This window comes from Mesorhizobium sp. B2-7-2 (assembly GCF_006440775.1).
Taxonomy (GTDB): domain Bacteria; phylum Pseudomonadota; class Alphaproteobacteria; order Rhizobiales; family Rhizobiaceae; genus Mesorhizobium.
On the sequence record NZ_VFTZ01000001.1, the window covers coordinates 431,952 to 455,660 of the forward strand.

Genomic DNA, 23,709 nt, shown 5'->3' on the forward strand with positions numbered 1-23,709 from the left:
GTTCAAACCAGCCGCGACTGATCCACCGCGGCCGAGATAAAGCTCGCGAACAGCGGATGCGGGTCGAGCGGCCGGCTCTTCAGTTCGGGGTGATACTGCACGCCGATGAACCACGGGTGGTCGGGATATTCAACCGTCTCCGGCAGCACGCCGTCGGGCGACATGCCGGCAAACACCAGGCCGCAATCCTCGAGACGCTGCTTGTAGTCGATGTTGACTTCGTAGCGATGCCGGTGGCGCTCGGAAATCTGCGTGTCGCCGTAGATATCCGCTATCTTCGAGCCCTTGGCGAGCTCGGCCTGGTAGGCGCCAAGCCGCATCGTGCCGCCGAGATCGCCTGCGGCCCTGCGCTTCTCAAGCATATTGCCCTTCAGCCACTCGGTCATAAGGCCGACGACGGGCTCGTCGGTCGGGCCGAACTCGGTCGACGACGCATGGTCGACACCCGCCAGCGAGCGGGCCGCCTCGATGCAGGCCATCTGCATGCCGAAGCAGATGCCGAAGTAAGGCACCTTGCGCTCGCGGGCGAACTTGGCCGCCAGGATCTTGCCTTCCGAGCCACGTTCGCCGAAGCCGCCGGGAACGAGGATGCCGTGCACCTTCTCCAGCCACGGCGCCGGGTCTTCCTTCTCGAAGATCTCGCTTTCGATCCAGTCGAGCTTGACCTTGACGCGATTGGCGAGGCCGCCATGCGACAGCGCCTCGATCAGCGATTTATAGGCGTCCTTGAGCCCGGTGTATTTGCCGACGATGGCGATCGTCACCTCGCCTTCCGGATTGTGGATGTGGTTGGAAAGCTTCTGCCACGGCTCCATGCGCGGCTTCGGCGCCGGGTCGATGCCGAAGGCCGCCAGCACTTCCGAATCGAGGCCCTCCTGATGATAGGCCAGAGGCACGTCATAGATATGCGGCACGTCCAGCGCCTGGATGACGGCGCTTTCGCGCACGTTGCAGAACAGCGAAAGTTTCCGGCGCTCCTCCTTCGGGATCGGCCGGTCGGCGCGCACCAAAAGAATGTCGGGCGCGATGCCGATGCCGCGCAGTTCCTTGACCGAATGCTGCGTCGGCTTGGTCTTCAGTTCGCCGGCCGTCGGGATGTAGGGCATCAGCGTCAGATGCACATAGACGGCGTTGTTGCGCGGCAGGTCGTTGCCGAGCTGACGGATCGCTTCCAGGAACGGCATCGCCTCGATGTCGCCGACCGTGCCGCCGATTTCGCACAGCACGAAGTCGTAGTCGTCATTGCCGTCCAGCACGAAATGCTTGATCTCGTCGGTGACGTGCGGGATCACCTGCACGGTCGCGCCGAGATAGTCGCCGCGTCGCTCGCGCTCGATGATGTTCTTGTAGATACGGCCGGTGGTGATGTTGTCCTGCTGGTTCGCCGAGCGCCCGGTGAAGCGCTCGTAATGGCCGAGATCGAGGTCGGTCTCGGCGCCGTCATCGGTCACGAACACTTCGCCGTGCTGATACGGCGACATCGTCCCGGGATCGACATTGAGATAAGGATCGAGCTTTTTGATCCGCGCGCGATAGCCCCGCGCTTGCAGAAGAGCCCCAAGAGCTGCTGCGGCGATGCCTTTTCCGAGTGAGGAAACCACGCCGCCTGTGATGAATACATATCGCGCCATGGGAGTCATCGCTTAACGCGGCCTGATTGATTCCGCCAGAGAAAAAACCGCCGCGAAGGCTTTTTCCCAAAATGGCGCCGGGGCCCGCACGGGCTTGGATTCAGTCAAAACAAAAGGGCCGGCGATGCCGGCCCTTTCGGCAGTTTGATGGAAAGCCTTAGATAATAACGACCTTCGTGCCGATCTTGACGCGGCTGTAGAGATCCATGACGTGCTCGTTGATCATGCGGAAGCAGCCATTGGAGGCGCTGGTTCCGATCGACTGCGGCGCGATTGTGCCGTGGATGCGCAGATGCGTGTCCTTCTTGCCGTCATAGAGATAGATGGCGCGCGCGCCGAGCGGGTTCTCGCCGCCGCCGGGCATGCCGTCCTTGTACTGGCCGTAATGCTTCGGCTCGCGCTTCTGCATGTCGAGCGTCGGTATCCAGCGCGGCCATTCCTGCTTGTCGCCGACGGCTACCGTGCCCTTGAACTGCAGGCCTTCGCGGCCGACCGCGATGGCATAGCGGCGTGCCGTGGAAAACGACTCGACGAGATAGAGGCGGCGCGCACTGGTGTCGATGACGATGGTGCCCGGCTCATAACCGGTGAAAGTGACGTCCTGCGGCACGAATTCCGGCTTCACCTTGAACGGCCGCTTGGCGGCCTTCTTGGCCAGCGCCGAATCAAGCGCGCGGGTCTCGGGCAGGTAACTGATCGAGCTCACCGACGAGCCGCCGAAGAGGCCGGCAAATAGCCCGCCGCTGCTCGTCTGCTTCTGGCCGGGCTGCTCACTGCGCAACTCGCCATTGTTGCCGGTAGCGGTGATGTTCATGGCCTCGGCCGGGATAGGCTCCTCGGCCTTGACCGGAATGATCTGCGCGACCGGATCCAGCGGCGCGATGATCTTGGTGGTCTTCTTGGCCGGCTTGGCGTCGGCGACCTCAGCCGGCGCGGCAGTGCCCTTCTTGGCGAACCATTCCTGGCGCGCCGCGTCAGCCTTGGCCTTGGCGGCCTCGCGCATGGCCATCTTGCGAGCCTCGAGCGCCTTATCCTTTGCCGCCTGCTTGTCGGCGTCGATCTTGGCCTCGAGCCTGCCGATCTGCGCGAGATCGTCCGAGGTCGGATTTTTCTTCTTCTTGAGAAGCCTCAGCTGCGATGCGTCGCTCTTGGCGGCGGCAGCGGGAATGGCGTCGGTTTTCTCTACCGACGGGGAGGAGACCATGGTTGCCGGTCCGGCAAGGGCCGCGGAACCCATGCCGAGGACGGCACAGACTCCCAAAATGATGAAGCTGCGAAGCTGCATGGCGAAGATCCGATCGTTCGATGCGTGTTGCCCACGGCGTCGCCCGGCGTCCCCCAAGGACGCCAAAAGTGCCGCGCGCAATCTATAATCGATTAGCCGTCATCGCCTCAAGCTGAGGCAGGCGACACGCCCGGTTGAATCTTCGTGATCGGGGGCGCATTTGCCGCGACTGTGTTCAAAGAACAACAGATCGCGGCGGTGCTTGTCCGGCTACTGGTTCGGAACCTGAGGGGTGACCGGCAAGGTGACGCCGTTGGTCGCCGGCGCGGTGGTCGGATTCGCGGGCGTTGTGGCCGGAGCCGGCGCGGTGGTGCCGTTGGCAAGCGGCGTGGTGGTCGTCGCACCGCCAGCCGGGGCCGCGGGAGCAGAGCCGCCAGCCGGAGCGGCGGGCTTGGAAGTGCCCACCGGCCCATTGGAACCCGGCAGCTGGTTGAGCACGCCGTTGCCCTGGCTGGACGTTGCCGGACGGTCGAGGATGTCGATCGGCTTTTCGCCGTAGCGGGCAAGGATCGACAGCGCCAGCGACGTCACGAAGAAGGCTGCCGCCAGGATCGCGGTGGCGCGGGTCAACGCGTTGGCGGCGCCACGAGCGGTCATGAAACCGGAGCCGCCGCCGATGCCCAAGCCGCCGCCTTCGGAGCGCTGCAGCAGCACCACGCCGACGAGGGCGAGCACGACCATGAGGTGGACGACGATCAGTACGGTTTCCATAATTTATCCTGGCGAGGCCTTGCGCGAGCGCGCATGCGACCGATGATTTGGAGGCGGCTCCTTACAATGCTTTGGCGGCATTTCCAAGCCCGTGGCCGGGAATATGGGAAGCAATGCGGCCTTTACAACGATTTAGCCCGCGCGAGCCTGGGAGACGGGCTGGGGTGTGTTGAGATTCAGGTCAGGCCGAGCCGGAAACGTTGGTTTTCGAGAACCGGCCTACGCCGGCCGTAGCCCTTATAGGGCTGAGACACCTATGAGGGCTTCGGCCGGCGGAGGCCGGAAGCGCAGGAAATCATCGTTCGCAGGCCGGCATCACCTGAATATCAACGCAGGCTAAGCCATGTTCATATAAGCTTCCGCTATGGCCAGGAAATCGGCTGCCTTCAGGCTGGCGCCGCCGACCAGCGCGCCGTCGACATTGTCGACGCTGAGCAGTTCCACCGCGTTGGAAGGCTTGACCGAGCCGCCATAAAGAATGCGCGTCCTGGCCGCGGTATCGCCGAACAGCGCGGTCAGCTTGCCCCGGATATGCGCATGCGCCTCGGCGACATCGGCCGCGGTCGGCGTCAGGCCGGTGCCGATCGCCCAGACCGGCTCGTAGGCGATGATGGTGTTGGCGGCGGTGGCGCTCGCCGGCACGGAACCGTCAAGCTGGCGCGACAGGACATCAAGCGTGGCGCCCGCCTCCCGCTCGGCGCGCGTCTCGCCGATGCAGATGATGGCCACCAGCCCCGCCCGCCAGGCCGCCGACGCCTTGGCATGGACTATTGCATCGTCGTCGCCGAACAGCTCGCGGCGCTCGGAATGGCCGACGATGACGTGGCTCGCGCCAGCATCCTTGAGCATCTCGGCCGAAATCTCGCCCGTGAAGGCGCCGCTCTCCTTGGGATGGCAATCCTCTCCACCGGCACGCACCGGCGTGCGCGACAGGATCTCGGCGGCGCGCTGCAGCAAGGTCGCCGGCACGCACACCAGCGCTTCGGTCTCCGCGTCGAGCCCGCTCATGAACCCGTTGCCTATCGACCGCAGCTCGTTGAGCGAGGCGCTGGTGCCGTTCATTTTCCAGTTGCCGGCGACAAGCGGGCGGATTCCAGGGGTCATGGGGCGCGTTCTCCGAGCGACATTAAGCAGCGCCCTCACTACCAAAATCAGGTCACAAAGCAATCGACAGTGGGCCGGAAGGGCGCTATTGCGCTTGTTTCAGACTCGGCGCACGCGAAAATGCGCAAAAATCGGAAGTATGCATGCTTAGTATATTGAGAAGCGCGGCAGGCACCTGGGTCGCGAAGGCGTTGCTGTCCTTGCTGGTGGTGAGTTTCCTCGCCTGGGGCGCGACCACGCGCATGGTGGGTGGCGTGCTGGGCGGCCATCACGCGGTGATCACGGCCGGCGGCACGGAGGTCTCGATCAACGAGTACCGCCTCGCTTACGACCGCCAGCTCAACCTTCTGTCGCAGCAATATGGCCAGCGCGTCACCCACGAACAGGCCAAGCTGCTGGGCGTCGACAATCAGGTGCTGGCGCAGCTCGTTTCGGGCGCCGTGCTGGACGAACAGGCGCGCAAGCTCGGGCTCGGCCTCTCCAAGGATCGGCTGGCCGAACTGACGCGCGAGGATCCGGCCTTCAAGGGCCCCGGCGGCCAGTTCGATCGCCGCACCTTCGAGTATCTGCTGCGCCAGCTCGGCATGCGGCCCGAGGACTATCTCAGGAACCGCTCGCAGGTGGCCGTGCGCCAGCAGATCGTCGAGGCGATCTCCGACGGCCTCAAGGTTCCGCAGACCTTCCTGAAAGCGGTCTCTCTCTATCGCGGCGAGGATCGCACGATCGACTATGTCGTGCTGCCGAAGACGCTGGTGCAGCCGATCGAGGCGCCGTCCGACAGCGCCCTCAAAACTTATTTCGACGCCAACAAGAAGAACTATGCCGCGCCGGAATACCGCAAGTTCTCCTATGTCCGGCTGGAGCCGCAGGACATCATGGATCCGTCCGCGGTGACAGACCAGCAGATCAGCGAGGACTACAACAAGAACATCGCGCGCTACACGACGCCCGAGATGCGTACCATCGAGCAGCTGGTGTTCAAGACGCCGGATGCGGCCAAGGCCGCTTTGGATTCGCTGAAGGCTGGCGCTACCTTCGACAAGCTCGTCACCGCCGAAGGCAAGACGCAGGCCGACACGCTGCTCGGCACGCTTGCCAAGGACAAGATCGCCGACAAGGCGGTGGCCGATGCCGCCTTCTCGCTCAATGCCAACGAGGTGAGCCAGGTCGTCCAGGGCGCCTTCGGTCCCGTGCTGTTGCGCGTCACCGAGATCAAGCCGCAGGTGGTGAAGCCGCTGTCGGAAGTGTCCGGCCAGATCCGCAAGGACCTGGCGCTTGGCGAGGCAAGCCGCATCCTGCTCGATGTGCATGACAGCTACGAGGACACCCGCGCCTCGGGCGCCTCGCTGGCCCAGGCCGCCGAGAAGTTGAAGCTCAAGGTCGTCACCATCGACGCCATCGACCGTACCGGCCAGCGGCCGGACGGCACGATCGTCAACGACCTGCCGGAATCGGCCGAGCTGATCAAATCGGTGTTCGCGGCGGAGCCCAATACCGAGAACGAAGGCCTGACGACTGCCGGCAACGGTTTCGTCTTCTACGAAGTGCAGTCGGTCACGCCGGCGCGCGACCGCACGTTGGATGAAGTCCGCAAGAAGGTCGTCGCCGACTGGACAGAGGCCGAGACCGACAAGCGTCTCGACGCCAAGGCTCAGGAACTGGAGAAGCGCCTCAAGGCAGGCACCGCGCTCGACGTCATCGCCGGCGAGCTCAAGCTCGACAAGCAGACCAAACGCGGCCTGAAGCGCGAAGCCGACGATGCCGATTTCGGCAAGGAAGGCGCCGCGGCCATGTTCGGCGTCGGCGAAGGCGGTACTGGTTTGATCCCCTCGCCCACCGGCGACGGCCAGATCCTGTTCAAGGTCGCCGAGGTCTTCGAGCCGGCGGGCGCCGATGGCAGCGCGGTGCCGGACGACGCGCAGAAATCCTTCGGCGCCGGCATGTCCGACGATCTGCTCGACCAGCTGGTGGCGCAGTTGCAGTCGCAATATGACATTCGCATCGATCCGAACGCGGTTTCGCAAGCACAGACACGATGAGCGCTCTCAAGACACACATAGCCAAGGTCGCCACGGGCACCGCGCTTTCCTTCGAGGAAGCGCGCGAGGCGTTCGACATCATCATGTCGGGCGACGCGACACCCGGCCAGATCGGCGGCTTCCTGATGGCGCTGCGCGTGCGCGGCGAGACGGTGGGCGAGATTTCCGGCGCGGTCGCTACGATGCGCGCCAAGATGCTGCGCGTCGAGGCGCCGCAAGGCGCCATCGACATCGTCGGCACCGGCGGCGACAATTCGCATTCGGTCAACATCTCGACCGCTTCGGCCTTCGTCATCGCCGCGGCCGGCGTGCCGGTGGCCAAGCATGGCAATCGCGGCCTGTCCTCGCTGACCGGCTCCGCCGATGTGCTGACGGCGCTGGGCGTCAGAATAGACATCCCGCCGGAGACGATCGGCCGCTGCATCCATGAGGCGGGTGTCGGCTTCATGTTCGCGCCGGCGCATCATCCGGCGATGAAGCATGTCGGGCCGACCCGCGTCGAGCTCGGCACGCGCACCATCTTCAACCTGCTCGGACCGCTGTCGAACCCCGCCGGCGTCAGCCGCCAGATGGTTGGCGTGTTCCTGCCGGAGTGGATCATGCCCGTGGCCGAGACGCTCAAGGCGCTGGGCGCTGATCACGCCTGGGTCGTCCATGGCGACGGCTATGACGAGATCACCACCACCGGCGAGACCCAGGTGGCGGAGCTCGCCGGCGGCGAGATTCGCAGCTTCACCTTGACGCCGGAAGCCGTTGGCTTGAAGCGGCACACAAAGGAAGAGCTGCGCGGCGGCGACGCGGCCTACAACGCCAAGGAATTGCGCGATATGCTTGGCGGAGCCGCCGGCGCATATCGCGATACGGTGCTGATGAATGCCGGCGCCGGGCTGGTTGTGGCCGGCAAGGTGACGACGCTGGCCGACGGCATCGCGGCGGCGGCGCAAGCGATCGACAGCGGCCGCGCGCTTGCGGTGCTCGACAAGCTCATCGAGATTTCGAACGGTTAGACCCCTTGTCCGATATCCTGCGCAAGATCGAAGCCTACAAGCGTGAAGAGATCGCCGCGGCGAAGCTCGCCGTGTCGTTCGCCGAGATCAGGACGAAGGCCAGGGACGCCGAGCCGCCGCGCGGCTTCCTTGCCGCGCTGGAGGCCAAGCGCCGAGACGGCGGCTTCGCTTTGATCGCCGAAATCAAGAAGGCCAGCCCTTCCAGGGGCCTGATCCGCGCGGATTTCGATCCACCGGCGCTCGCCGACGCCTATCGGAAAGGCGGCGCCGCCTGCCTTTCGGTGCTTACGGACGCCCCGTCTTTCCACGGCGCTCCCGAATTCCTGACGGCCGCTCGGGCAGCGGTGCGCCTGCCGGCTCTGCGCAAGGATTTTCTGTTCGATCCCTACCAGGTCTACGAAGCACGCGCCTGGGGCGCCGACGCCATCCTGATCATCATGGCAAGCGTCGACGACGCGCTTGCCAAGGACCTTGAGGCGACCGCCTTCGAGCTCGGCATGGACGCTCTGGTCGAGGTGCACGACGAAAACGAAATGCAACGCGCGCTCCGCCTCTCGTCGCGGCTGATCGGCATCAACAACCGCGATCTCAGAACCTTTGAAACCAGCCTCGACGTTTCGGAGCGGCTGGCGGCCATGGTGCCGGCGGATCGGCTGCTGGTCAGCGAAAGCGGCATCTTCACGCATCAGGATTGCCGCCGGCTGGAGAAGAGCAAGATCGGCACGTTCCTGGTCGGCGAGAGCCTGATGCGGCAGGCCGACGTGGCCGCCGCCACGCAACGGCTGCTCACCGGCAAGGCCCGTGCCGAGGCCGTTTGAGGATGGCCTCCCTTACCCATCTTGGTGCCAAGGGCGAAGCCAACATGGTCGACGTCGGCGACAAGGCGGAGACGACGCGCACGGCAGTCGCCGAAGGGTTTGTCTCCATGCAGCCGCAAACGCTGGAGATGATCTTGGCCGGCGACGCCAAGAAAGGCGACGTATTGGGGACTGCCCGTATCGCCGGCATCATGGCCGCGAAGAAGACGCACGAGCTGATCCCGCTCTGCCACCCGCTGCTTCTGACCAAAGTTGCCGTCGAGATCGAGCCGGACCGTTCCTTGCCAGGTCTCAAGGTTACCGCGCTCGCCCGCGTCACCGGCAAGACGGGTGTGGAGATGGAGGCGCTGACCGCCGCTTCAGTCGCCTGCCTCACCATCTACGACATGGCCAAGGCAGCGGACCGCGGGATGGTGATTTCCGGCGTCCGGCTGGTCGAGAAGACCGGCGGCAAATCTGGCGACTACAAGGCGGGTTCATAATGGCCTTGCTTCCGGTCACCGAGGCGCTCGAACGCCTGCTGGACGGCGTGACGGCTCTGCCGGGCGAGCGCGTTCCGCTGGCTGACGCGGCGGGCCGCGTGCTGGCCGAGCCGGTGGTCGCGTTGCGCACGCAACCACCTTTCGATGCCTCCGCGATGGACGGCTATGCCGCGCGCTTCTCCGATGTCGCCTCGGCGCCGGCGCTACTCGAGGTCATCGGCATGGCGCCTGCCGGACGCGGTTTCTCCGGAACCGTCGGCGAAGGCCAGGCCGTGCGCATCTTCACCGGGGCGCCGTTGCCGGAGGGCGCCGACACCGTCGTCATCCAGGAAAACGTCCGCGATCTCGGCAATGGCAGGATCGAGCTGACGGAGCCAACCGCAGAAGCACGCAATGTCCGCCGCCGCGGGCTCGACTTCGGTCAGGGCGACGTGCTGCTCGAAAAGGGCCGAGTTCTCGATGCGGCGGCCCTTTCGCTGGCGGCCTCGGCCAACCACCCAGCCTTGTGCGTCGTGCGCCGGCCGCTGGTCGCGATCATCGCCACCGGGGACGAATTGCTGCCGCCAGGCAGCGCGCTCGGCCCCGACCAGATCATTTCGTCGAATGCTTACGGCGTTGCCGCCGCCGCCCAGTCGGTCGGCGCGCGCGCGCTCGATCTCGGCATCGCCGCCGACCGCCAGGAGGCGATTGCCGCGCTGGTCCGGAAAGCGGTCGAGGCCGGCGCCGATATCATCGTCACGCTCGGCGGCGCCTCGGTCGGCGACCACGACCTCGTCCATGGCGTGCTGACCGGCGAAGGCATGCAGCTCGATTTCTGGAAGATCGCCATGCGCCCCGGCAAACCGCTGATGTTTGGCCGGCTTGGCAATGTCCGCTGCATCGGCCTGCCCGGCAATCCGGTGGCAAGCATTGTCTGCTCGCAACTCTTCCTGAAGCCGCTGCTTGCCCGGCTCGGCGGCCGCGATCATCGGCAGGATATGCGAATGGCCCGGCTTGGCACCGCGATGCGGGCCAACGACGTCAGGCAGGACTATGTGCGCGCCGTCGTGCGCGAGGACGCCGGCACCTTGATCGCGACGCCTTTCGGCATCCAGGACTCCTCTATGCTGCGGATGCTCGCCGACGCCAACGGCCTGATCGTGCGCGAGCCCTTTGCGCCGGCCGCGGAAGCCGGCGCTGAATGCAGCGTGCTCATGCTGCGCTAGACGTCGACGAAGTCGATCCTGATAGGTCGACGAGGTCGATCGTAACCCTTATTCGCCGACCAACGTACGGGTCAGGGGATGATCCGGGTCGGCGAGACCATCGACAATATTGAAATGATGTCGGTCCGGCTCGACCACTGAACAGGTGGCAGCGCCGAGCCCGGTCCAGATGTTGGCGAGCAACGCGCTGTGGCGCAGGAATTCCGCACGCTCGCCGCCGCCGGCCCAGCAGGTGATGCAGGCTCCCTGTCGAGGCCGCAGTAATGCCGGGCTTTCGCTCCGCGCTTCCGGCTCGTCGATGTTCAATGTTTCGTTCAGCGCGGTGAACATCAGCGGCCGAAGGTCGTGCAGGCCTGAAATCGAAACCACCTGTCGTATGCGCCATGTCACATCGGATGATAGCGGTGAGGCCGTGGTCACCATTCGGCTGGCCAGATGCCCGCCGGCCGAGTGCCCGGTCAGCATCAGCGGACCATCGACCATGGCTGCCGCCTTCTCGATCGCTGCAGCGACCTCGCCGACTATGCCGCTGATCCTGGTCTGCGGGCACAGCGTGTAGGAGGGCATGGCGACGGCAAAGCCGCGCCCGAGCGCGCCTCCAGCCAGATGCGACCAGGAGCCCTTGTCCGACTCCATCCAGTAGCCGCCGTGGATGAATACGACGAGCCCCTTTGGCGCCGCAGACGGGAGAAACAGGTCGAAGCGATTGCGCGGCGCGTCGCCATACACGATATCGAGCCGCGCCCTGCCCTCTGACAGCAGCCTTTCGCGGAATGCCCGCGCCGGACCATCCCACGCCGCGGGCCAGCGGTCGCCGCCCGCGATGTTGGCGCCATTTGCGTAGGCGTCATCCCAGTCGACAACACGATGTCCCAGCAACGGTGTCTCCGCGATCAGGTCATTTGTTCGGCATCGCCGATTCAAAGTCAGGTAACAGTTGTTTTGACGGCAAAGCGCGCGTCTTGCCAGATGCCAGTGCGCAGGATGTCCTCCAGCACCTCGACCGCATTCCAGACATCGCGGTAACCGACATAAAGCGGCGTGAAGCCGAAACGAATGGTGGATGGCGCGCGGAAATCGCCGATCACGCCGCGCTCGATCAGGGCGCGCATCACCTGGTAGCCATTTGGATGGGCGAACGATACCTGGCTGCCGCGTTCTGCGCCTGAGCGCGGGCTCTCCAACTCAAGACCGATGCCGCCGCATCTGGCCTCGACAAGCCGGATGAACAGGTCCGTCAGCGCGACGCTTTTTCTCCGCACGGCCCTCATGTCGACGTCGTTCCAGAGATCCAGCGCGCCTTTCAGCGCGCGCATCGACAGCACCGGCTGCGTTCCGCACAGGAACCGCCGGATGCCAGTGCCCGCGGCATAGCCCTGCTCGAACGCGAAAGGCCGGGCATGGCCCCACCAGCCGCTGAGCGGCTGGCGAATGTCGCCGTGGTGGCGGCTCGCGGCGTAGATGAAGGCCGGCGAGCCCGGCCCGCCATTGAGATACTTGTAGGTGCAGCCGATGGCGAAATCGGCACTCGAGCCGTCGAGATCCACCGGCAGCGCACCCGCCGTGTGGCAGAGGTCCCAGACGATCAGCGCCCCGGCATCGTGGGCCTTGCGGGTGAGCGCCGCCATGTCGCGCAGCCGGCCGGATTTGTAGTTGACGTGGTTGACCAGGATGACCGCGACGCGATCGTCGACCAGTTCCTCAATCGTCGGGGCATCGGCGCCTTCGAGCCGCAGCACCGTGCCGGGCCGCGTCGATGCGACCCCTTCCGCCATGTAGAGGTCGGTCGGAAAGCTGTCGGCCTCGGCAACGATCACAGAACGCTCGGGTCGCATCGCGAGCGCCGCATGCAGGACCTTGTAGATGTTGATCGAGGTCGTGTCGCAAACGACCGTCTGGCCGGGTTTCGCGCCGATCAGGCGCCCCAGCTGGTCGCCGAGCTCGATGGGCATATCGAACCAGCCGGCGGTGTTCCAGGCGCGGATGAGATCCCGCGCCCATTCCTGCCTCGCGGCAGTCTCGATCTCGTTGAAGACGTCGATCGAAGCTGCGCCCAACGAGTTGCCGTCGAGATATAGGACGCCTTCCGGCAAGACGAAGCGATCGCGTGTGGCGCGCAGCGGATCCGCGGCATCCATCGCCTCGACTTCGGCGAAATCAGGAATTCCCCTCATTGTGCTGCCGCCTCCATTTCGATCTGGCCAAGGGGGTTGTCTCACCACCGTCGGCGGCAGGGCAAGAACCTTTGGTCCCATGTTAGCTGGTCCATAGACGACGAAGACTGCGGACCGGAACTTCACCAAGGTTGGCATTTTGGGTTCGTTTCGTTCACGGTGCGGCACGCTTGCGCAGGAACCGACGTGGTCCCATGCGCGGCTTCGTGATGGCGTCGGCTCTTGATTCAGCTTAAGGAGGCTCCAAAATCCGAGCGGAATCAACGCCGCTACCCCAGCCGGGCGGCCAGGGCATCACCGGATGCGACATTGTTTCGGCCGCCTTAACAAATTCACTAAACTTTAAACGGTTGCGGAACACAACTGGAACAGATAGTGTTTGTTCTGGGTTTGTTTTTCTGATTCTGGTTTCAGAACCCGTGGGGGCCGCCGATGCTGACGCGCAAACAACATGAACTCCTGATGTTCATCCATGAACGCCTGAAGGAGAGCGGGATTCCTCCATCATTCGATGAGATGAAGGAGGCGCTCGACCTTGCCTCCAAGTCCGGCATCCACCGGCTGATCACGGCGCTGGAAGAACGCGGCTTCATTCGCCGGCTGCCGAACCGGGCGCGCGCGCTGGAAGTGCTGCGCCTGCCCGACTCGATCGCGCCTGGCTTGAATGCCGCGAAGAAGTTTTCGCCGAGCGTCATCCAGGGCGGCCAAGGCAATCTCAGTCGCCAGGTCAAGCCGACGACGCCATCGCGCACCCCGACGCCAAGCAATGACGACGAGGCCGCGGCGGCCGTATCCATTCCGGTGATGGGCCGCATCGCCGCCGGCGTGCCGATTGACGCCATCCAGCACCAGACGCATTCGATCTCGGTGCCGCCGGACATGATCATGGGCGGCGAGCATTACGCGTTGGAGGTCAAGGGCGACTCGATGATCGAGGCCGGCATCTTCGACGGCGATACCGTCATCATCCGCAATGCCAACACGGCAAGCCCGGGCGAGATCGTGGTGGCGCTGGTCGACGATGAGGAGGCGACGCTTAAGCGTTTCCGTCGCAAGGGTGCCTCGATCGCGCTCGAGGCCGCAAACCCGGCCTATGAGACCCGGATATTCGGACCGGACCGGGTCAAGGTTCAGGGAAAGCTCGTCGGACTTATCCGCCGCTATTGAGCAGAACTGCCCGGCCTTCTTCGCCCGGACGACAATCTATTGGGCCGGTTCGGCGGCTGGTTTTTCCGGCTGCTTATAGGGCGCCAGTCCCCTCGCCTCGCGCGTGTATTTCCGCTGCTCGTGCCAGGGCCGGTATGGTTCTACGACTGCGTAGCGGACGGTGGGCCGCGCGGTTGCCGATTGCGGATCGAAGAAAACGGCGGCGCTGCCGTCGCGCGCCAGCTGCCGCTTGGTAACGACGAGCATACGCGGATCGCGGCATGGGTTATAGGCCGTGGCGTCGTTGATGACGATGAGGTCGGCGAAACCGCAGGCCGGCCGGGCGGCGTCGCGGGTCTCGGCGAGCGCGACGATCGCGCCGGAAGGATGCCGGCCGATGCAGAGATCGCCGCTGCAGTAGAAGGGCGAGCCGGGCGGCAGGTCGACGGGATCGGCAATGTCCAGCGTATCTTTGGCGAACCTTTCCGGCGGCACGATATCCTCGGATTTCAGCGCCCGTTTCCAGTTGTCGGTGGTGAACTCGTTGGAGCGTTCGCGATTGACGGCAAGCTCGTCGCCGCCGATCGGCATCGCCACCAGATGCGCGTCCTCGGAAATGAGCACATCCGGTGTGCGGACGTGCGGAATGGCCAGCAGCGCGGCGAGCGCGAAGGGAACGGCGGCAAGCCTCAGCCAGGTGGTGGCCATTGTCGCGACGACCAGCGCGACCGTCGCCAGCAGCACCGACTGGATCGAGATCAGCCCCACGGCATCGACAGGCGAGCGCTCGGAAATCCATGCCGAGATGGCGATCATCGCCGTCAGGCCCTTGCCCATCACGTAGAGGAGCGGACCGTCGACGCCGAAGGGCATGGCCAGCGCACTCAGCACGGCGAACGGCATGACGACCAGTGAGACGATCGGCATGACCGCCAGATTGGCCAGCAGGCTGAGCGGCGACACCCGCTGGAAGTGCCAGATGGCAAACAGCAATGTCGCGCTGCCCGCGATGAGCGACGTCACAGCGGCGCCACCCGCTCCAATCGCCAGTTTTCGCGATACGAACTCGAGAAACGAACGCTTTGCCGGCGGCGCGGTCGTTTTGCCGGCACGATAGTCGGCAAAGCCGGCATAGGCGCCGACCAGGGCGGCGGTGGCAGCGAAGGACATCTGGAAGCTCGGGCCGACCACTTCGTGCGGCGAGACCAGGATGACGGCGATGGCAGAGATCGCCAGGTTGCGCATGGTCAGCGCCGCGCGGTCGAAAAGCACTGCGACCAGCATAACGCCAAGCATGATGAAGCTTCGCTCGGCCGCCACCACGATGCCGGAGATCACGAGGTAGGCGGCGATCGACGCCAGCGCGATGCCAGCGGCATATTTCTTCACCGGCCGGCGCGACGAGAAATCCGGAAACAGCGCGAAGGCGCCGCGCAGCAGGACCATGATCGTGCCGGCGACCAGCGCCATATGCAGGCCGGAGATCGAAATGATGTGGTAGATGCCGGTGCGCCGCATCGACTCGTTGATGGCTTCCGGAATGCCGGCACGAACGCCGACGATCAGCGCCGCCGCGATCTCGCCCTCGGAACCGCCGATGCTGCTCCTGATGTGGTCGGCAATCCCCTCGCGAGCATTTTCTATGGCCGATGCCATGCGCGCGCCGAAGGGCACCTCCGTTGGCGCGCTCGGGGTCGACGCGACAAGTTTCGGATCGCCCAGGAAAAAGCCACTGGCGCCGATACCGGCAAAATAGCTGTCGAAGGAAAAGTCGTAGCTGTCAGGCCGAACCGGACCTGTCGGCGGCAGCAGCTTGGCATAGCCGGTCAGCATCGACCCGGCCGTCATGCCGGACGGGATCCTGCGCGCCGACAGCCTGATGCGGTCCGGCGCGTAGCGCAGCTTCGGACGCTCCGTGGATATGAGATCTATGGTGAGCCGGACACGGCCGTTGGCCATCGCCTCGGCGGTGACGAGGCGGCCCGTCAGCCGCGTCTGGATTTCGGAACCCAGCATCGGGGTCGCCATCCGCCAGGTCTCCACCTTGGCTGCGAGAAAGCCCAAGGCGCAGAAAAGCGTCACCATGAAGAGAAGATGCGTTCTCTGCCAGGAGCGCGACACCGCCGCGCAGACCGCCATCAGGGCTACCGCCGCAAGCGGCCTGTAGAGATCCGGCTCGGCGCTCAGCGAGAAGTAACAGATCACGCCGGCTGCCAGGAACACCGGCACCAGCAGAAAGCCGACGCCACGGTCGAGCTCGGTGGTGGCGGCGACCGCAACGCTTCGGCGCAGAGCAGGAAGCGAAACGCGGCCAAGCTGTCTGCGGATCCGGCCGACATTGGCTGTCGGCGATGCTGGCGGTAACGTGCCGCCGCCAGGCGGCAGAAGCTCAGCTGGCGGACGCGGCGCCCGAAGCGAAAGCGGCGCTTCCTCAGCGGGCACGGCATGAGCAAACATCAGGCGTTCGCTGACGCCTGCTGTCGTTCCCCCGCCCTCCTCCGCGCCCCGGCCACGTCCAGCCATCGGGTCTGCCCCTTGCGCCCCAGACCGCCTATGCTACATGAACGCCGGTCGCGTGGAAGTCTGCGCGAAACATGCATTTTTCAGCGCTTCCTCGAGAGTTCCATGTCCGACAAGGTCGTCACCCGTTTTGCCCCCTCGCCTACAGGCTACCTGCATATCGGCGGGGCGCGCACGGCGCTGTTCAACTGGCTCTATGCCAGGCACACTGGCGGCACGATGCTGCTGCGCATCGAGGATACCGATCGCGAGCGCTCCACCGAAGCTGCCACGGCTGCCATTCTCGACGGGCTGACCTGGCTTGGCCTCTCCTGGGATGGCGACGCCGTCTCGCAGTTCGAGCGCGTGCCGCGTCATCGCGAGGTGGCGGAGGAGCTCGTGCGCATGGGCAAGGCCTATTACAGCTACGAGACGCCGGCGGAGCTCGAGGCGATGCGCGAAGCCGCACGTGCCAAGGGCCTGCCGCCGCGTTACAACGGCCATTGGCGCGACCGCGGCCCCTCCGAGGCGCCGGCAGGCGTCAAGGGCGCGATCCGCATCAAGGCGCCGACCGAGGGCGTGACGATCGTCAACGACCGCGTGCAGGGCGAGGTGCGCTTCCCCAACAAGGATCTCGACGACTTCATCATCCTGCGCTCCGATGGCGTCCCGACCTACATGCATGCCGTCGTCGTCGACGATCACGACATGGGCGTCACCCACATCATCCGCGGCGACGATCACCTGACCAATGCCGCGCGCCAGACGGTGATCTACAACGCCATGGGCTGGGACGTGCCGTCGATGTCGCACATCCCGCTGATCCACGGCGCCGACGGCGCCAAGCTGTCGAAGCGGCATGGCGCGCTCGGCGTCGAGGCATATCGCGCCATGGGCTACCTGCCCGAGGCTCTGCTCAACTATCTGGCCAGGCTCGGCTGGAGCCATGGCGACGACGAGGTGATGTCGATTAAGGACATGATCGCCTGGTTCGACATCGGCGACGTCAACAAGGGTGCGGCCCGCTTCGACTTCGCCAAGCTCGAGGCACTGAACGGCGTCCATATGCGCAAGATGGACGACCGGGCGCTGTTCGACATCTTCGTCGCCACCTTGCCTTATCTCGAAGGCGGCCCGGCGCTCGCGGCAAAGCTCGATGACAGGCGCAAGGCGCAACTGCTTGCCGCCATGCCCGGCCTAAAGGAGCGGGCGAAAACTCTTGTGGAACTGGTCGACGGCGCGGCGTTTCTGTTCGTCGAGCGGCCGTTGCCGCTGGACGAGAAGGCGGCGGGCTTGCTCAACGCGGATGCGCGCGCGATTCTGCGCGGCGCGCATAGCGCATTGGCTTCTGTGCAGGGCGACTGGAACGCGACCTCGGCGGAGGCTTCGATCCGCGACTTCGCGCAGGCCGGCGGGCACAAGCTGGGCGCCGTGGCGCAGCCCCTGAGAGCCGCGCTGACTGGCCGCAGCACCTCGCCCGGAGTGTTCGACGTGCTTGCCGTGCTGGGCCGTCAGGAAAGCCTGGCGCGCATTGGAGATCAAATCGATTAGGAGCGAGCTGGCCCAAGAAGATTGGCATTGAAAGGTGCGTTTCGCAGTGCAACATTGGGCTTGGCCCAATCTGGCACGCACCTCCTAAAATGCGGTGGCGAGTTCGCGCATTCCGGTGACTTCGACGTGTCGTTTGCAGGAATTGCCTTGCCGGCATGAGGAACAAAAGGAGTTGAGAATGAGCGAAGCTGCGACAAAACCGGAACCGGGCAGCAAAACGCGCGAGTCGGCCGCCAGGCTCGAGCTCGCCGGCAAGACGCACGAATTGAAGGTGCGAAGCGGGACGGTCGGGCCGGACGTCATCGACATCGGTTCGCTCTACAGCACCACTGGCGCCTTCACCTACGACCCCGGCTTCACCTCCACAGCGAGCTGCGAATCGGGGATCACCTTCATCGACGGCGATGCCGGTATCCTGCTGCATCGCGGCTTCCCGATCGATCAGCTCGCCGAGCATGGCGACTTCCTCGAGGTCTGCTATCTGCTGCTCTACGGCGAGTTGCCGACCAAGGCGCAGAAGGACGACTTCGATTATCGCGTGACGCGCCACACGATGGTGCATGAGCAGATGTCGCGCTTCTTCACCGGCTTCCGCCGCGACGCGCATCCGATGGCGGTGATGTGCGGCGTGGTCGGCGCGCTGTCGGCCTTCTATCACGACTCGACCGACATCTCGGACCCGTATCAGCGCATGGTCGCCTCGATGCGCCTGATTGCCAAGATGCCGACGATCGCGGCGATGGCCTATAAGTACCATATCGGCCAGCCCTTCATTTACCCAAAGAACGATCTCGGCTTCGCGGCCAACTTCCTGCACATGTGCTTTGCCGTGCCGTGCGAGGAATACAAGATCAATCCGGTGCTGGCGCGCGCCATGGACCGCATCTTCATCCTGCACGCCGACCACGAGCAGAACGCTTCGACCTCGACCGTGCGCCTGGCCGGCTCGTCGGGCGCCAACCCGTTCGCCTGCATCGCCGCCGGCATAGCCTGTCTGTGGGGTCCGGCGCATGGCGGCGCCAACGAAGCGGCCCTCAACATGCTGGGCGAGATCGGCCATGTCGACCACATCCCCGAGTTCATCGCCCGCGCCAAGGACAAGAACGACCCGTTCCGGCTGATGGGCTTCGGCCACCGCGTCTACAAGAACTACGATCCGCGCGCCAAGATCATGCAGAAGACCGCGCATGAGGTGCTGGGTGAGCTCGGCATCAAGGACGATCCTCTGCTCGACATCGCGATGGAGCTGGAAAAGATCGCGCTGACCGACGAGTACTTCATCGAAAAGAAGCTCTACCCGAATGTCGACTTCTATTCCGGCATCACGCTGAAGGCGCTGGGCTTCCCCACCACCATGTTCACCGTGCTGTTCGCGGTCGCCCGCACCGTCGGCTGGATCGCGCAGTGGAAGGAAATGATCGAGGATCCGCACCAGAAGATCGGCCGCCCGCGCCAGCTCTACACCGGCGCCACGGAACGCGATTACGTGCCGATTGCGAAAAGGTAATTGAGCGAATAGCGAATAGGGAGTAGCGAATAGGGGAAACGGGCGAAGCCGACACAGCCCTATTCGCTATTCGCTACTCCCTATTCGCTCTCTTCACGCACCCCATCACCACCTCGGCGGCGATCTCGCCCGAGGGCCGCTCGGTCGCCATGCGCCGGGCAATCTCGGCAAAGCCCGCCTTTTGCCAGGCGCGCATGCCGGTGTCGGCAAACAGGGCTTCCAGCTGCCGCGCCAGGTTTTCCGGCCGGACATACTGATCGTAGAATTCCGGCACCAGCGCGCGATCGGATATCAAATTGGGCAGCAGCGCCGACCACGTCGTCACCATATGCTGCAGAAGCTGGCGCGCGATCGGGTCGAGCTTGTAGCAGGAGACCATCGGAACGCCTGCGAGCGCCAGTTCCAGCGAAACCGTTCCAGACGCGATTAACGCTACATCGGCCTTGCCAAAAGCCTGCCATTTACGCTCCGGCTCGGTGATGATTTCCGGCTTGTCGTCCCAGCTTGCGACCGAGGCCTTCACCAGCTCGGCGACATGCGGCACCGTCGGCAACAGCAAGCGCAGGCGGTGGCCGCGCTGGCGCAGCGCCGACATTGCCTTGCCGAAGGGTTCGATCAGCCGCCGCACCTCGCCGCGGCGTGAGCCGGGCAGCACCAGCACCGTCTTGACGCGGTCGTCGGCGAGGTCGCGCGGCTGGCTCTGCGCCTTGGCGGCGCCAAGCACGCCCGGATCCTGCGTCAACCGGTGGCCGACATAAGTGCCCGGCGGTCCGCCAAGACGAGCGAGCGCCTTCACCTCGAACGGCAGGATGCAGAGGATGTGATCGACATAGGGCTTCATCGCCACCGCCCTGCCCGGCCGCCAAGCCCAAACGCTCGGGCAGACATAATGGACGATCGGGATGGCGGGTGCTGCCGCGCGCACCTTCTTCGCGACACGCAGCGAAAAGTCCGGACTATCGATGGTAACCAGGCAATCGGGCCGCTCGGCCGCGATCGTCGCCGCCGTCTGGCTGATGCGGCGCATCAGCCGCGGCAGGTCGCGCAGCACCGCGCTGAAGCCCATCAGCGCGATCTCGCCGCCGTCGAAGAGCGGGGTCAGCCCCAGTTGCTGCAGGTGGCGGCCGCCAATGCCGACGAGCTGCACCTCGCGGCCCGTCGTGCGTTCGAGCGCCCGCACGATGTCGGCGCCGAGCAGATCGCCGGATTCCTCGCCGGCGACGATAGCAAGCTTGAGCGGCTTGTCAGCGTCCATTAGCCAGCTCCCCATCGGCGATCTCCGTTGCGGGCAGACCGACGATGAACAGGCCGAGAGCATTGGCGCGCGCCAGCGTTTCCGGACTCTCGAGAATTAGAGAGTGGCCGGCTTCCAGCGCAATGCCGGCCAGCCCGGCGGCATGTGCGGCTTCGATCGTCTGCGGGCCGATGGAGGGCAAGTCGGCGCGCAGTTCCTGCCCGGGCTTGGCGCATTTGACCAGCACGCCTCGCGCCTTGCCGGCCAGCCTGCCATGGCCGCGCAATTCCCGCGTTCTGTCGAGCAGGCCGGCAGTGCCCTCGATGCCTTCCAGCGCGATGGCTCGACCTCCGACCGCAATCGCCGCCTGGCCGATGTCGAGCGCGCCAATGGCTTTGGCGGCGGCGCGCCCCGCTTTGATATCGCGCCAGTCGGATTGATTTGGATGAGCCGCCGTCAAGGTGCCTTCGCCAGCCGTCAGTTCGGGAACGACCTCATGCGCGCCGACCACCGCAATGCCCCGATCTTCAAGGCCTCGGGTCAACACCTTCAGCAAGCCGTCGTCGCCACGTCTCAGCGCTCTGATCACGGAAGGTATTATGGCCAGCAAGCCAAGTGTCGGTCGAACCTTGCTCAAACGCGGCCTGCGCTTGATTTCGCCGGCAAGAACGAGATGCGTGATCCCATTGCGCTTCAACAAGGCAAGCAGCAGGCCGATATCTTCCAGTGCCAGCGTCTCCCGCTCGTAGGCGGAAAAGTCCGCCTCGCGGTCGACCTCACCCTCAGCGATGATCACGAAGGGCACAAAACCTTGCTTGACCAAGCCATCAGCAACTTCGACGGGCAGGCTGCCTCCACCGGCGATGATGCCGACCCTGGAGCCCGGCGCGAGTACGAGCCCTGCCTTGGCAGGCTCAGCCCTCGTCATCGCCGCTGTCGTCGTCGCCGTCACCCTTGAGCGATGGAACGGCAAAGTGCCGTTTGCCGCGACTTGTGATGAAATCGATGATCTTCATGGCCGTTGGCGACCCGGCGAACTCGGCCTTGGCGAGTTCCACATTCTCGCCGACGGTGCGGGAACGATCGAAGATCGTCCTATAGGCCTTGCGCAGCAGGTAGATTTCGGAACGCGGCAGGCCGGAGCGCTTGAGGCCTACGATGTTCAGGCCACGCAGCTTGGCGCGGTTGCCGGCGGCGATGGCATAAGGAATGACGTCGCCAACGACCGCCGAGCAGCCGCCGATGAACACATTGTCGCCGAGCCGCACGAATTGATGAACGGCGGTCAGGCCGCCGATATAGACGTTGTCGCCGATCTCGCAATGTCCGCCCAGCGTCGCGCCATTGGCGAAGGTGGCATTCTTGCCGACGACGCAATCATGGGCGATATGGGCGTAGGCTAGAAAGTTGCCGTTGTCGCCGACAGTCGTCTCGCCACGGCTGGTGTCGGTGCCGACATGCATTGTAACGCCTTCACGAATGGTGCAGTTCGCTCCGATGACCAGAGTGGTGCGACCGCCCTTGTGCTTGGTGTTTTGCGGCGGCGCGCCGAGCGTCGCCATTGGATAGACCTTTGTCCCGGCCCCGATGGTCGTGGCGCCCATCACCGACACATGGCTGACCAGTTCGACGCGGTCGCCGATGATCGAATCGGCGCTGACATGGCAGAAGGGTCCGATGCGGACGCCTTCGCCGAGCCTGGCTCCTTCTTCGACGATCGAGGAAGGATGAATGGATGTCGCGACTTTCATGAGCATTTCGAACCGTCAGCCGGTAACCATCATGGCCGAAACCTCGGCTTCGGCGGCTTTCGCGCCGTCAACCATCGCCTCGCAGGCGAATTTCAGCAGGTTGCCGCGTTTTTTGATCTTTTTGACGTGGATCCTGAGCTGATCGCCCGGAACGACCGGCTTACGGAATTTCGCATTGTCGATGGTCATGAAATAAACCAGCGACGGCTTCTCGGTGTTGAGGCTGCGAATGCAGATCGCGCCCGCGGTCTGGGCCATGGCCTCGATGATGAGCACGCCGGGCATGACCGGTTGCTGGGGAAAATGGCCCTGGAAATGCGGCTCGTTGATGGTCACGTTCTTGATGCCGACGGCGGACTCGTCGCCGTCTATGTCGACGATGCGATCGATCAGCAGGAACGGATAGCGATGCGGCAGGAGCTTCATAAGCCCCATGATGTCGACCGCGTCGAGTGAAGTTGCCACCGTATCAGCCATTTCCGTCGCCTTGCTTGCGCGTCCTGGCCATCCTGCGCAGCATCGCTATCTCACGCATGGCTTCCGCCATGGGTTGCGCCGGGTAACCTCCCCAGACCTCGCCTGCCGGCACGTTGTTCATGAACCCACTTCTCGCAGCAAGCTTGGCTCCTGGCCCGATGGTCAGATGATCGGCGAGGCCGACACCGCCGCCCATGGTGACATTGTCGCCGACGACGACGGAACCGGAAATACCCGAAAGCCCGGCTATAATGCAATTGCGGCCGATGCGAACATTGTGGGCGATCTGCACCAGATTGTCGATCTTGGTGCCTTGGCCGATGACGGTGTCGGACATGGCGCCGCGGTCGACGGTCGAATTGGAGCCCACCTCGACATCGTCCTGGATGATGACGCGGCCGATCTGCGGCACGCGTTCGGGCCCTTTGGCGCCGCCGACGAAGCCGAAACCGTCCTGGCCGATCCGGGCGCCACCATGGATGATGACGCGGTTGCCGATAAGCGCATATTGAATGCTGACGCCGGGGCCGATGAAGCCGTCGCGGCCGATCTGGCAGGAACGGCCGACAACGGCGTGGGGCGCAACAACCGTGCCGCTGCCGATGGATACGCCGGGACCGATCACGGCGCCCGCCTCTACGATCGCCCCGTCCTCGATATGCGCGGAAGGATCGATAAACGCGTGGGGCGATATGCCGGTTTCTCCGGTTAACGGCCCCGGAGTCGCAGCCTGCGGAAACAACAGGCGTCCGACCATCGCGAAAGCTTGCTGCGGGCGCGGATGCATGAGCACCGCGATGCCCGGCGGCGCCTTGCTGGCGAAATCGGCGGGGCATAGCACCGCAGCCGCCCTGAGCGACGGCATCAAGGCGAAATTGCGCTTGCCGTCGACAAAGACGAGCGCGCCGTTGCCACCCTCGTTGGCGGGAGCCAGCGCCTCGATGGCAATTTCGGCCTGATCGGAATCGAACAGGCTGGCGCCGGTCAGATTCGCGACCTCGCCAGCCGTGTACCGGCGTGAAGGCGCGAAGAACACCGGATCGGTCATTCCAGAAGTAATATCCAGCTGGGTTGGATCGGTCCACTCC

The 23,709-nt window shown here is 64.7% G+C and carries 20 protein-coding genes; 8 read left to right on the forward strand and 12 right to left on the reverse strand.

Annotated elements, in window-relative coordinates; genetic code table 11:
- Positions 1-2: 2 nt before the first annotated feature.
- The 4 genes from FJ425_RS02190 to tpiA all read right to left on the reverse strand — a co-directional run bounded on the left by FJ425_RS02190 (position 3) and on the right by tpiA (position 4,731).
- Complete coding sequence (locus tag FJ425_RS02190) at positions 3-1,640, reverse strand: CTP synthase (protein ID WP_140542386.1); 1,638 nt, start codon at positions 1,638-1,640, stop codon at positions 3-5.
- 148 nt (positions 1,641-1,788) lie between these two features.
- Complete coding sequence (locus FJ425_RS02195; RefSeq protein ID WP_140542387.1) at positions 1,789-2,916, reverse strand: L,D-transpeptidase; 1,128 nt, start codon at positions 2,914-2,916, stop codon at positions 1,789-1,791.
- Positions 2,917-3,126: 210 nt separating this feature from the next.
- Entirely contained in the window at positions 3,127-3,627 is a 501-nt protein-coding gene (gene secG / locus FJ425_RS02200; protein ID WP_140627890.1) for a preprotein translocase subunit SecG, read from the reverse strand.
- Positions 3,628-3,963: 336 nt separating this feature from the next.
- Positions 3,964-4,731: a triose-phosphate isomerase gene (gene tpiA / locus FJ425_RS02205; RefSeq protein WP_140627886.1), complete on the reverse strand. Its 768-nt coding sequence runs from the start codon at positions 4,729-4,731 to the stop codon at positions 3,964-3,966.
- Positions 4,732-4,874: 143 nt separating this feature from the next.
- Here tpiA and FJ425_RS02210 point away from each other — a divergent pair, with 143 nt between their 5' ends.
- The 5 genes from FJ425_RS02210 to glp are packed head-to-tail and all read left to right on the forward strand — an operon-like array spanning position 4,875 to position 10,282.
- Complete coding sequence (locus tag FJ425_RS02210; RefSeq protein WP_140627883.1) at positions 4,875-6,770, forward strand: peptidylprolyl isomerase; 1,896 nt, start codon at positions 4,875-4,877, stop codon at positions 6,768-6,770.
- Positions 6,767-7,777 (forward strand): anthranilate phosphoribosyltransferase, encoded by a 1,011-nt coding sequence (gene trpD / locus FJ425_RS02215; protein WP_140627880.1) that lies wholly within the window; start codon positions 6,767-6,769, stop codon positions 7,775-7,777. Before FJ425_RS02210 ends, trpD begins: the two co-directional genes overlap by 4 nt.
- 5 nt (positions 7,778-7,782) lie before the next feature.
- Positions 7,783-8,595 (forward strand): indole-3-glycerol phosphate synthase TrpC, encoded by an 813-nt coding sequence (gene trpC / locus FJ425_RS02220; protein ID WP_140627877.1) that lies wholly within the window; start codon positions 7,783-7,785, stop codon positions 8,593-8,595.
- Between the two features lie 2 nt (positions 8,596-8,597).
- Positions 8,598-9,077: a cyclic pyranopterin monophosphate synthase MoaC gene (moaC, locus tag FJ425_RS02225; protein ID WP_140627874.1), complete on the forward strand. Its 480-nt coding sequence runs from the start codon at positions 8,598-8,600 to the stop codon at positions 9,075-9,077.
- Entirely contained in the window at positions 9,077-10,282 is a 1,206-nt protein-coding gene (gene glp / locus FJ425_RS02230; RefSeq protein WP_140627871.1) for a gephyrin-like molybdotransferase Glp, read from the forward strand. Before moaC ends, glp begins: the two co-directional genes overlap by 1 nt.
- A 48-nt stretch (positions 10,283-10,330) precedes the next feature.
- Here the strand turns inward: glp and FJ425_RS02235 are convergent, their stop codons facing one another.
- Positions 10,331-11,161: an alpha/beta hydrolase gene (locus FJ425_RS02235; RefSeq protein ID WP_140628220.1), complete on the reverse strand. Its 831-nt coding sequence runs from the start codon at positions 11,159-11,161 to the stop codon at positions 10,331-10,333.
- A 47-nt stretch (positions 11,162-11,208) separates the two neighbouring features.
- On the reverse strand, positions 11,209-12,456 hold the full coding sequence (gene kynU / locus FJ425_RS02240) for a kynureninase (RefSeq protein ID WP_140721408.1): 1,248 nt from the start codon (positions 12,454-12,456) through the stop codon (positions 11,209-11,211).
- A gap of 432 nt (positions 12,457-12,888) precedes the next feature.
- Between kynU and lexA the strand changes: the two genes are divergently transcribed.
- Entirely contained in the window at positions 12,889-13,623 is a 735-nt protein-coding gene (gene lexA / locus FJ425_RS02245) for a transcriptional repressor LexA (RefSeq protein WP_140721410.1), read from the forward strand.
- Positions 13,624-13,659: 36 nt separating this feature from the next.
- Here the strand turns inward: lexA and FJ425_RS02250 are convergent, their stop codons facing one another.
- Positions 13,660-16,125: a ComEC/Rec2 family competence protein gene (locus tag FJ425_RS02250; protein WP_140721413.1), complete on the reverse strand. Its 2,466-nt coding sequence runs from the start codon at positions 16,123-16,125 to the stop codon at positions 13,660-13,662.
- A gap of 102 nt (positions 16,126-16,227) precedes the next feature.
- Here FJ425_RS02250 and gltX point away from each other — a divergent pair, with 102 nt between their 5' ends.
- Together gltX and gltA are read left to right on the forward strand one after the other, a co-directional pair.
- Positions 16,228-17,652 (forward strand): glutamate--tRNA ligase, encoded by a 1,425-nt coding sequence (gltX, locus tag FJ425_RS02255; protein WP_140721416.1) that lies wholly within the window; start codon positions 16,228-16,230, stop codon positions 17,650-17,652.
- 178 nt (positions 17,653-17,830) lie between these two features.
- Positions 17,831-19,159: a citrate synthase gene (gene gltA / locus FJ425_RS02260; protein ID WP_140546402.1), complete on the forward strand. Its 1,329-nt coding sequence runs from the start codon at positions 17,831-17,833 to the stop codon at positions 19,157-19,159.
- A gap of 73 nt (positions 19,160-19,232) precedes the next feature.
- Here gltA and lpxB read toward each other — a convergent pair whose 3' ends face one another.
- The 5 genes from lpxB to lpxD are packed head-to-tail and all read right to left on the reverse strand — an operon-like array spanning position 19,233 to position 23,669.
- Entirely contained in the window at positions 19,233-20,414 is a 1,182-nt protein-coding gene (lpxB, locus tag FJ425_RS02265) for a lipid-A-disaccharide synthase (RefSeq protein ID WP_140721418.1), read from the reverse strand.
- Positions 20,404-21,321: a UDP-2,3-diacylglucosamine diphosphatase LpxI gene (lpxI, locus tag FJ425_RS02270; protein WP_140721420.1), complete on the reverse strand. Its 918-nt coding sequence runs from the start codon at positions 21,319-21,321 to the stop codon at positions 20,404-20,406. Before lpxI ends, lpxB begins: the two co-directional genes overlap by 11 nt.
- On the reverse strand, positions 21,308-22,144 hold the full coding sequence (lpxA, locus tag FJ425_RS02275; RefSeq protein ID WP_140721421.1) for an acyl-ACP--UDP-N-acetylglucosamine O-acyltransferase: 837 nt from the start codon (positions 22,142-22,144) through the stop codon (positions 21,308-21,310). Before lpxA ends, lpxI begins: the two co-directional genes overlap by 14 nt.
- Positions 22,145-22,159: 15 nt before the next feature.
- Positions 22,160-22,621 (reverse strand): 3-hydroxyacyl-ACP dehydratase FabZ, encoded by a 462-nt coding sequence (fabZ, locus tag FJ425_RS02280; protein WP_095765364.1) that lies wholly within the window; start codon positions 22,619-22,621, stop codon positions 22,160-22,162.
- On the reverse strand, positions 22,614-23,669 hold the full coding sequence (gene lpxD / locus FJ425_RS02285; protein ID WP_140545926.1) for a UDP-3-O-(3-hydroxymyristoyl)glucosamine N-acyltransferase: 1,056 nt from the start codon (positions 23,667-23,669) through the stop codon (positions 22,614-22,616). Before lpxD ends, fabZ begins: the two co-directional genes overlap by 8 nt.
- Positions 23,670-23,709: the final 40 nt, after the last annotated feature.

Excerpts from the sequence above, each read along its gene's own strand:
- FJ425_RS02190 (WP_140542386.1), bottom strand. The coding sequence starts at position 1,640 with ATGACTCCCATGGCGCGATATGTATTCATCACAGGCGGCGTGGTTTCC.
- FJ425_RS02195 (WP_140542387.1), bottom strand. The coding sequence starts at position 2,916 with ATGCAGCTTCGCAGCTTCATCATTTTGGGAGTCTGTGCCGTCCTCGGC.
- secG (WP_140627890.1), bottom strand. The coding sequence starts at position 3,627 with ATGGAAACCGTACTGATCGTCGTCCACCTCATGGTCGTGCTCGCCCTC.
- tpiA (WP_140627886.1), bottom strand. The coding sequence starts at position 4,731 with ATGACCCCTGGAATCCGCCCGCTTGTCGCCGGCAACTGGAAAATGAAC.
- FJ425_RS02210 (WP_140627883.1), top strand. The coding sequence starts at position 4,875 with ATGCTTAGTATATTGAGAAGCGCGGCAGGCACCTGGGTCGCGAAGGCG.
- trpD (WP_140627880.1), top strand. The coding sequence starts at position 6,767 with ATGAGCGCTCTCAAGACACACATAGCCAAGGTCGCCACGGGCACCGCG.
- moaC (WP_140627874.1), top strand. The coding sequence starts at position 8,598 with ATGGCCTCCCTTACCCATCTTGGTGCCAAGGGCGAAGCCAACATGGTC.
- glp (WP_140627871.1), top strand. The coding sequence starts at position 9,077 with ATGGCCTTGCTTCCGGTCACCGAGGCGCTCGAACGCCTGCTGGACGGC.
- kynU (WP_140721408.1), bottom strand. The coding sequence starts at position 12,456 with ATGAGGGGAATTCCTGATTTCGCCGAAGTCGAGGCGATGGATGCCGCG.
- lexA (WP_140721410.1), top strand. The coding sequence starts at position 12,889 with ATGCTGACGCGCAAACAACATGAACTCCTGATGTTCATCCATGAACGC.
- FJ425_RS02250 (WP_140721413.1), bottom strand. The coding sequence starts at position 16,125 with ATGGCTGGACGTGGCCGGGGCGCGGAGGAGGGCGGGGGAACGACAGCA.
- gltX (WP_140721416.1), top strand. The coding sequence starts at position 16,228 with ATGTCCGACAAGGTCGTCACCCGTTTTGCCCCCTCGCCTACAGGCTAC.
- gltA (WP_140546402.1), top strand. The coding sequence starts at position 17,831 with ATGAGCGAAGCTGCGACAAAACCGGAACCGGGCAGCAAAACGCGCGAG.
- lpxB (WP_140721418.1), bottom strand. The coding sequence starts at position 20,414 with ATGGACGCTGACAAGCCGCTCAAGCTTGCTATCGTCGCCGGCGAGGAA.
- lpxI (WP_140721420.1), bottom strand. The coding sequence starts at position 21,321 with ATGACGAGGGCTGAGCCTGCCAAGGCAGGGCTCGTACTCGCGCCGGGC.
- lpxA (WP_140721421.1), bottom strand. The coding sequence starts at position 22,144 with ATGAAAGTCGCGACATCCATTCATCCTTCCTCGATCGTCGAAGAAGGA.
- fabZ (WP_095765364.1), bottom strand. The coding sequence starts at position 22,621 with ATGGCTGATACGGTGGCAACTTCACTCGACGCGGTCGACATCATGGGG.
- lpxD (WP_140545926.1), bottom strand. The coding sequence starts at position 23,669 with ATGACCGATCCGGTGTTCTTCGCGCCTTCACGCCGGTACACGGCTGGC.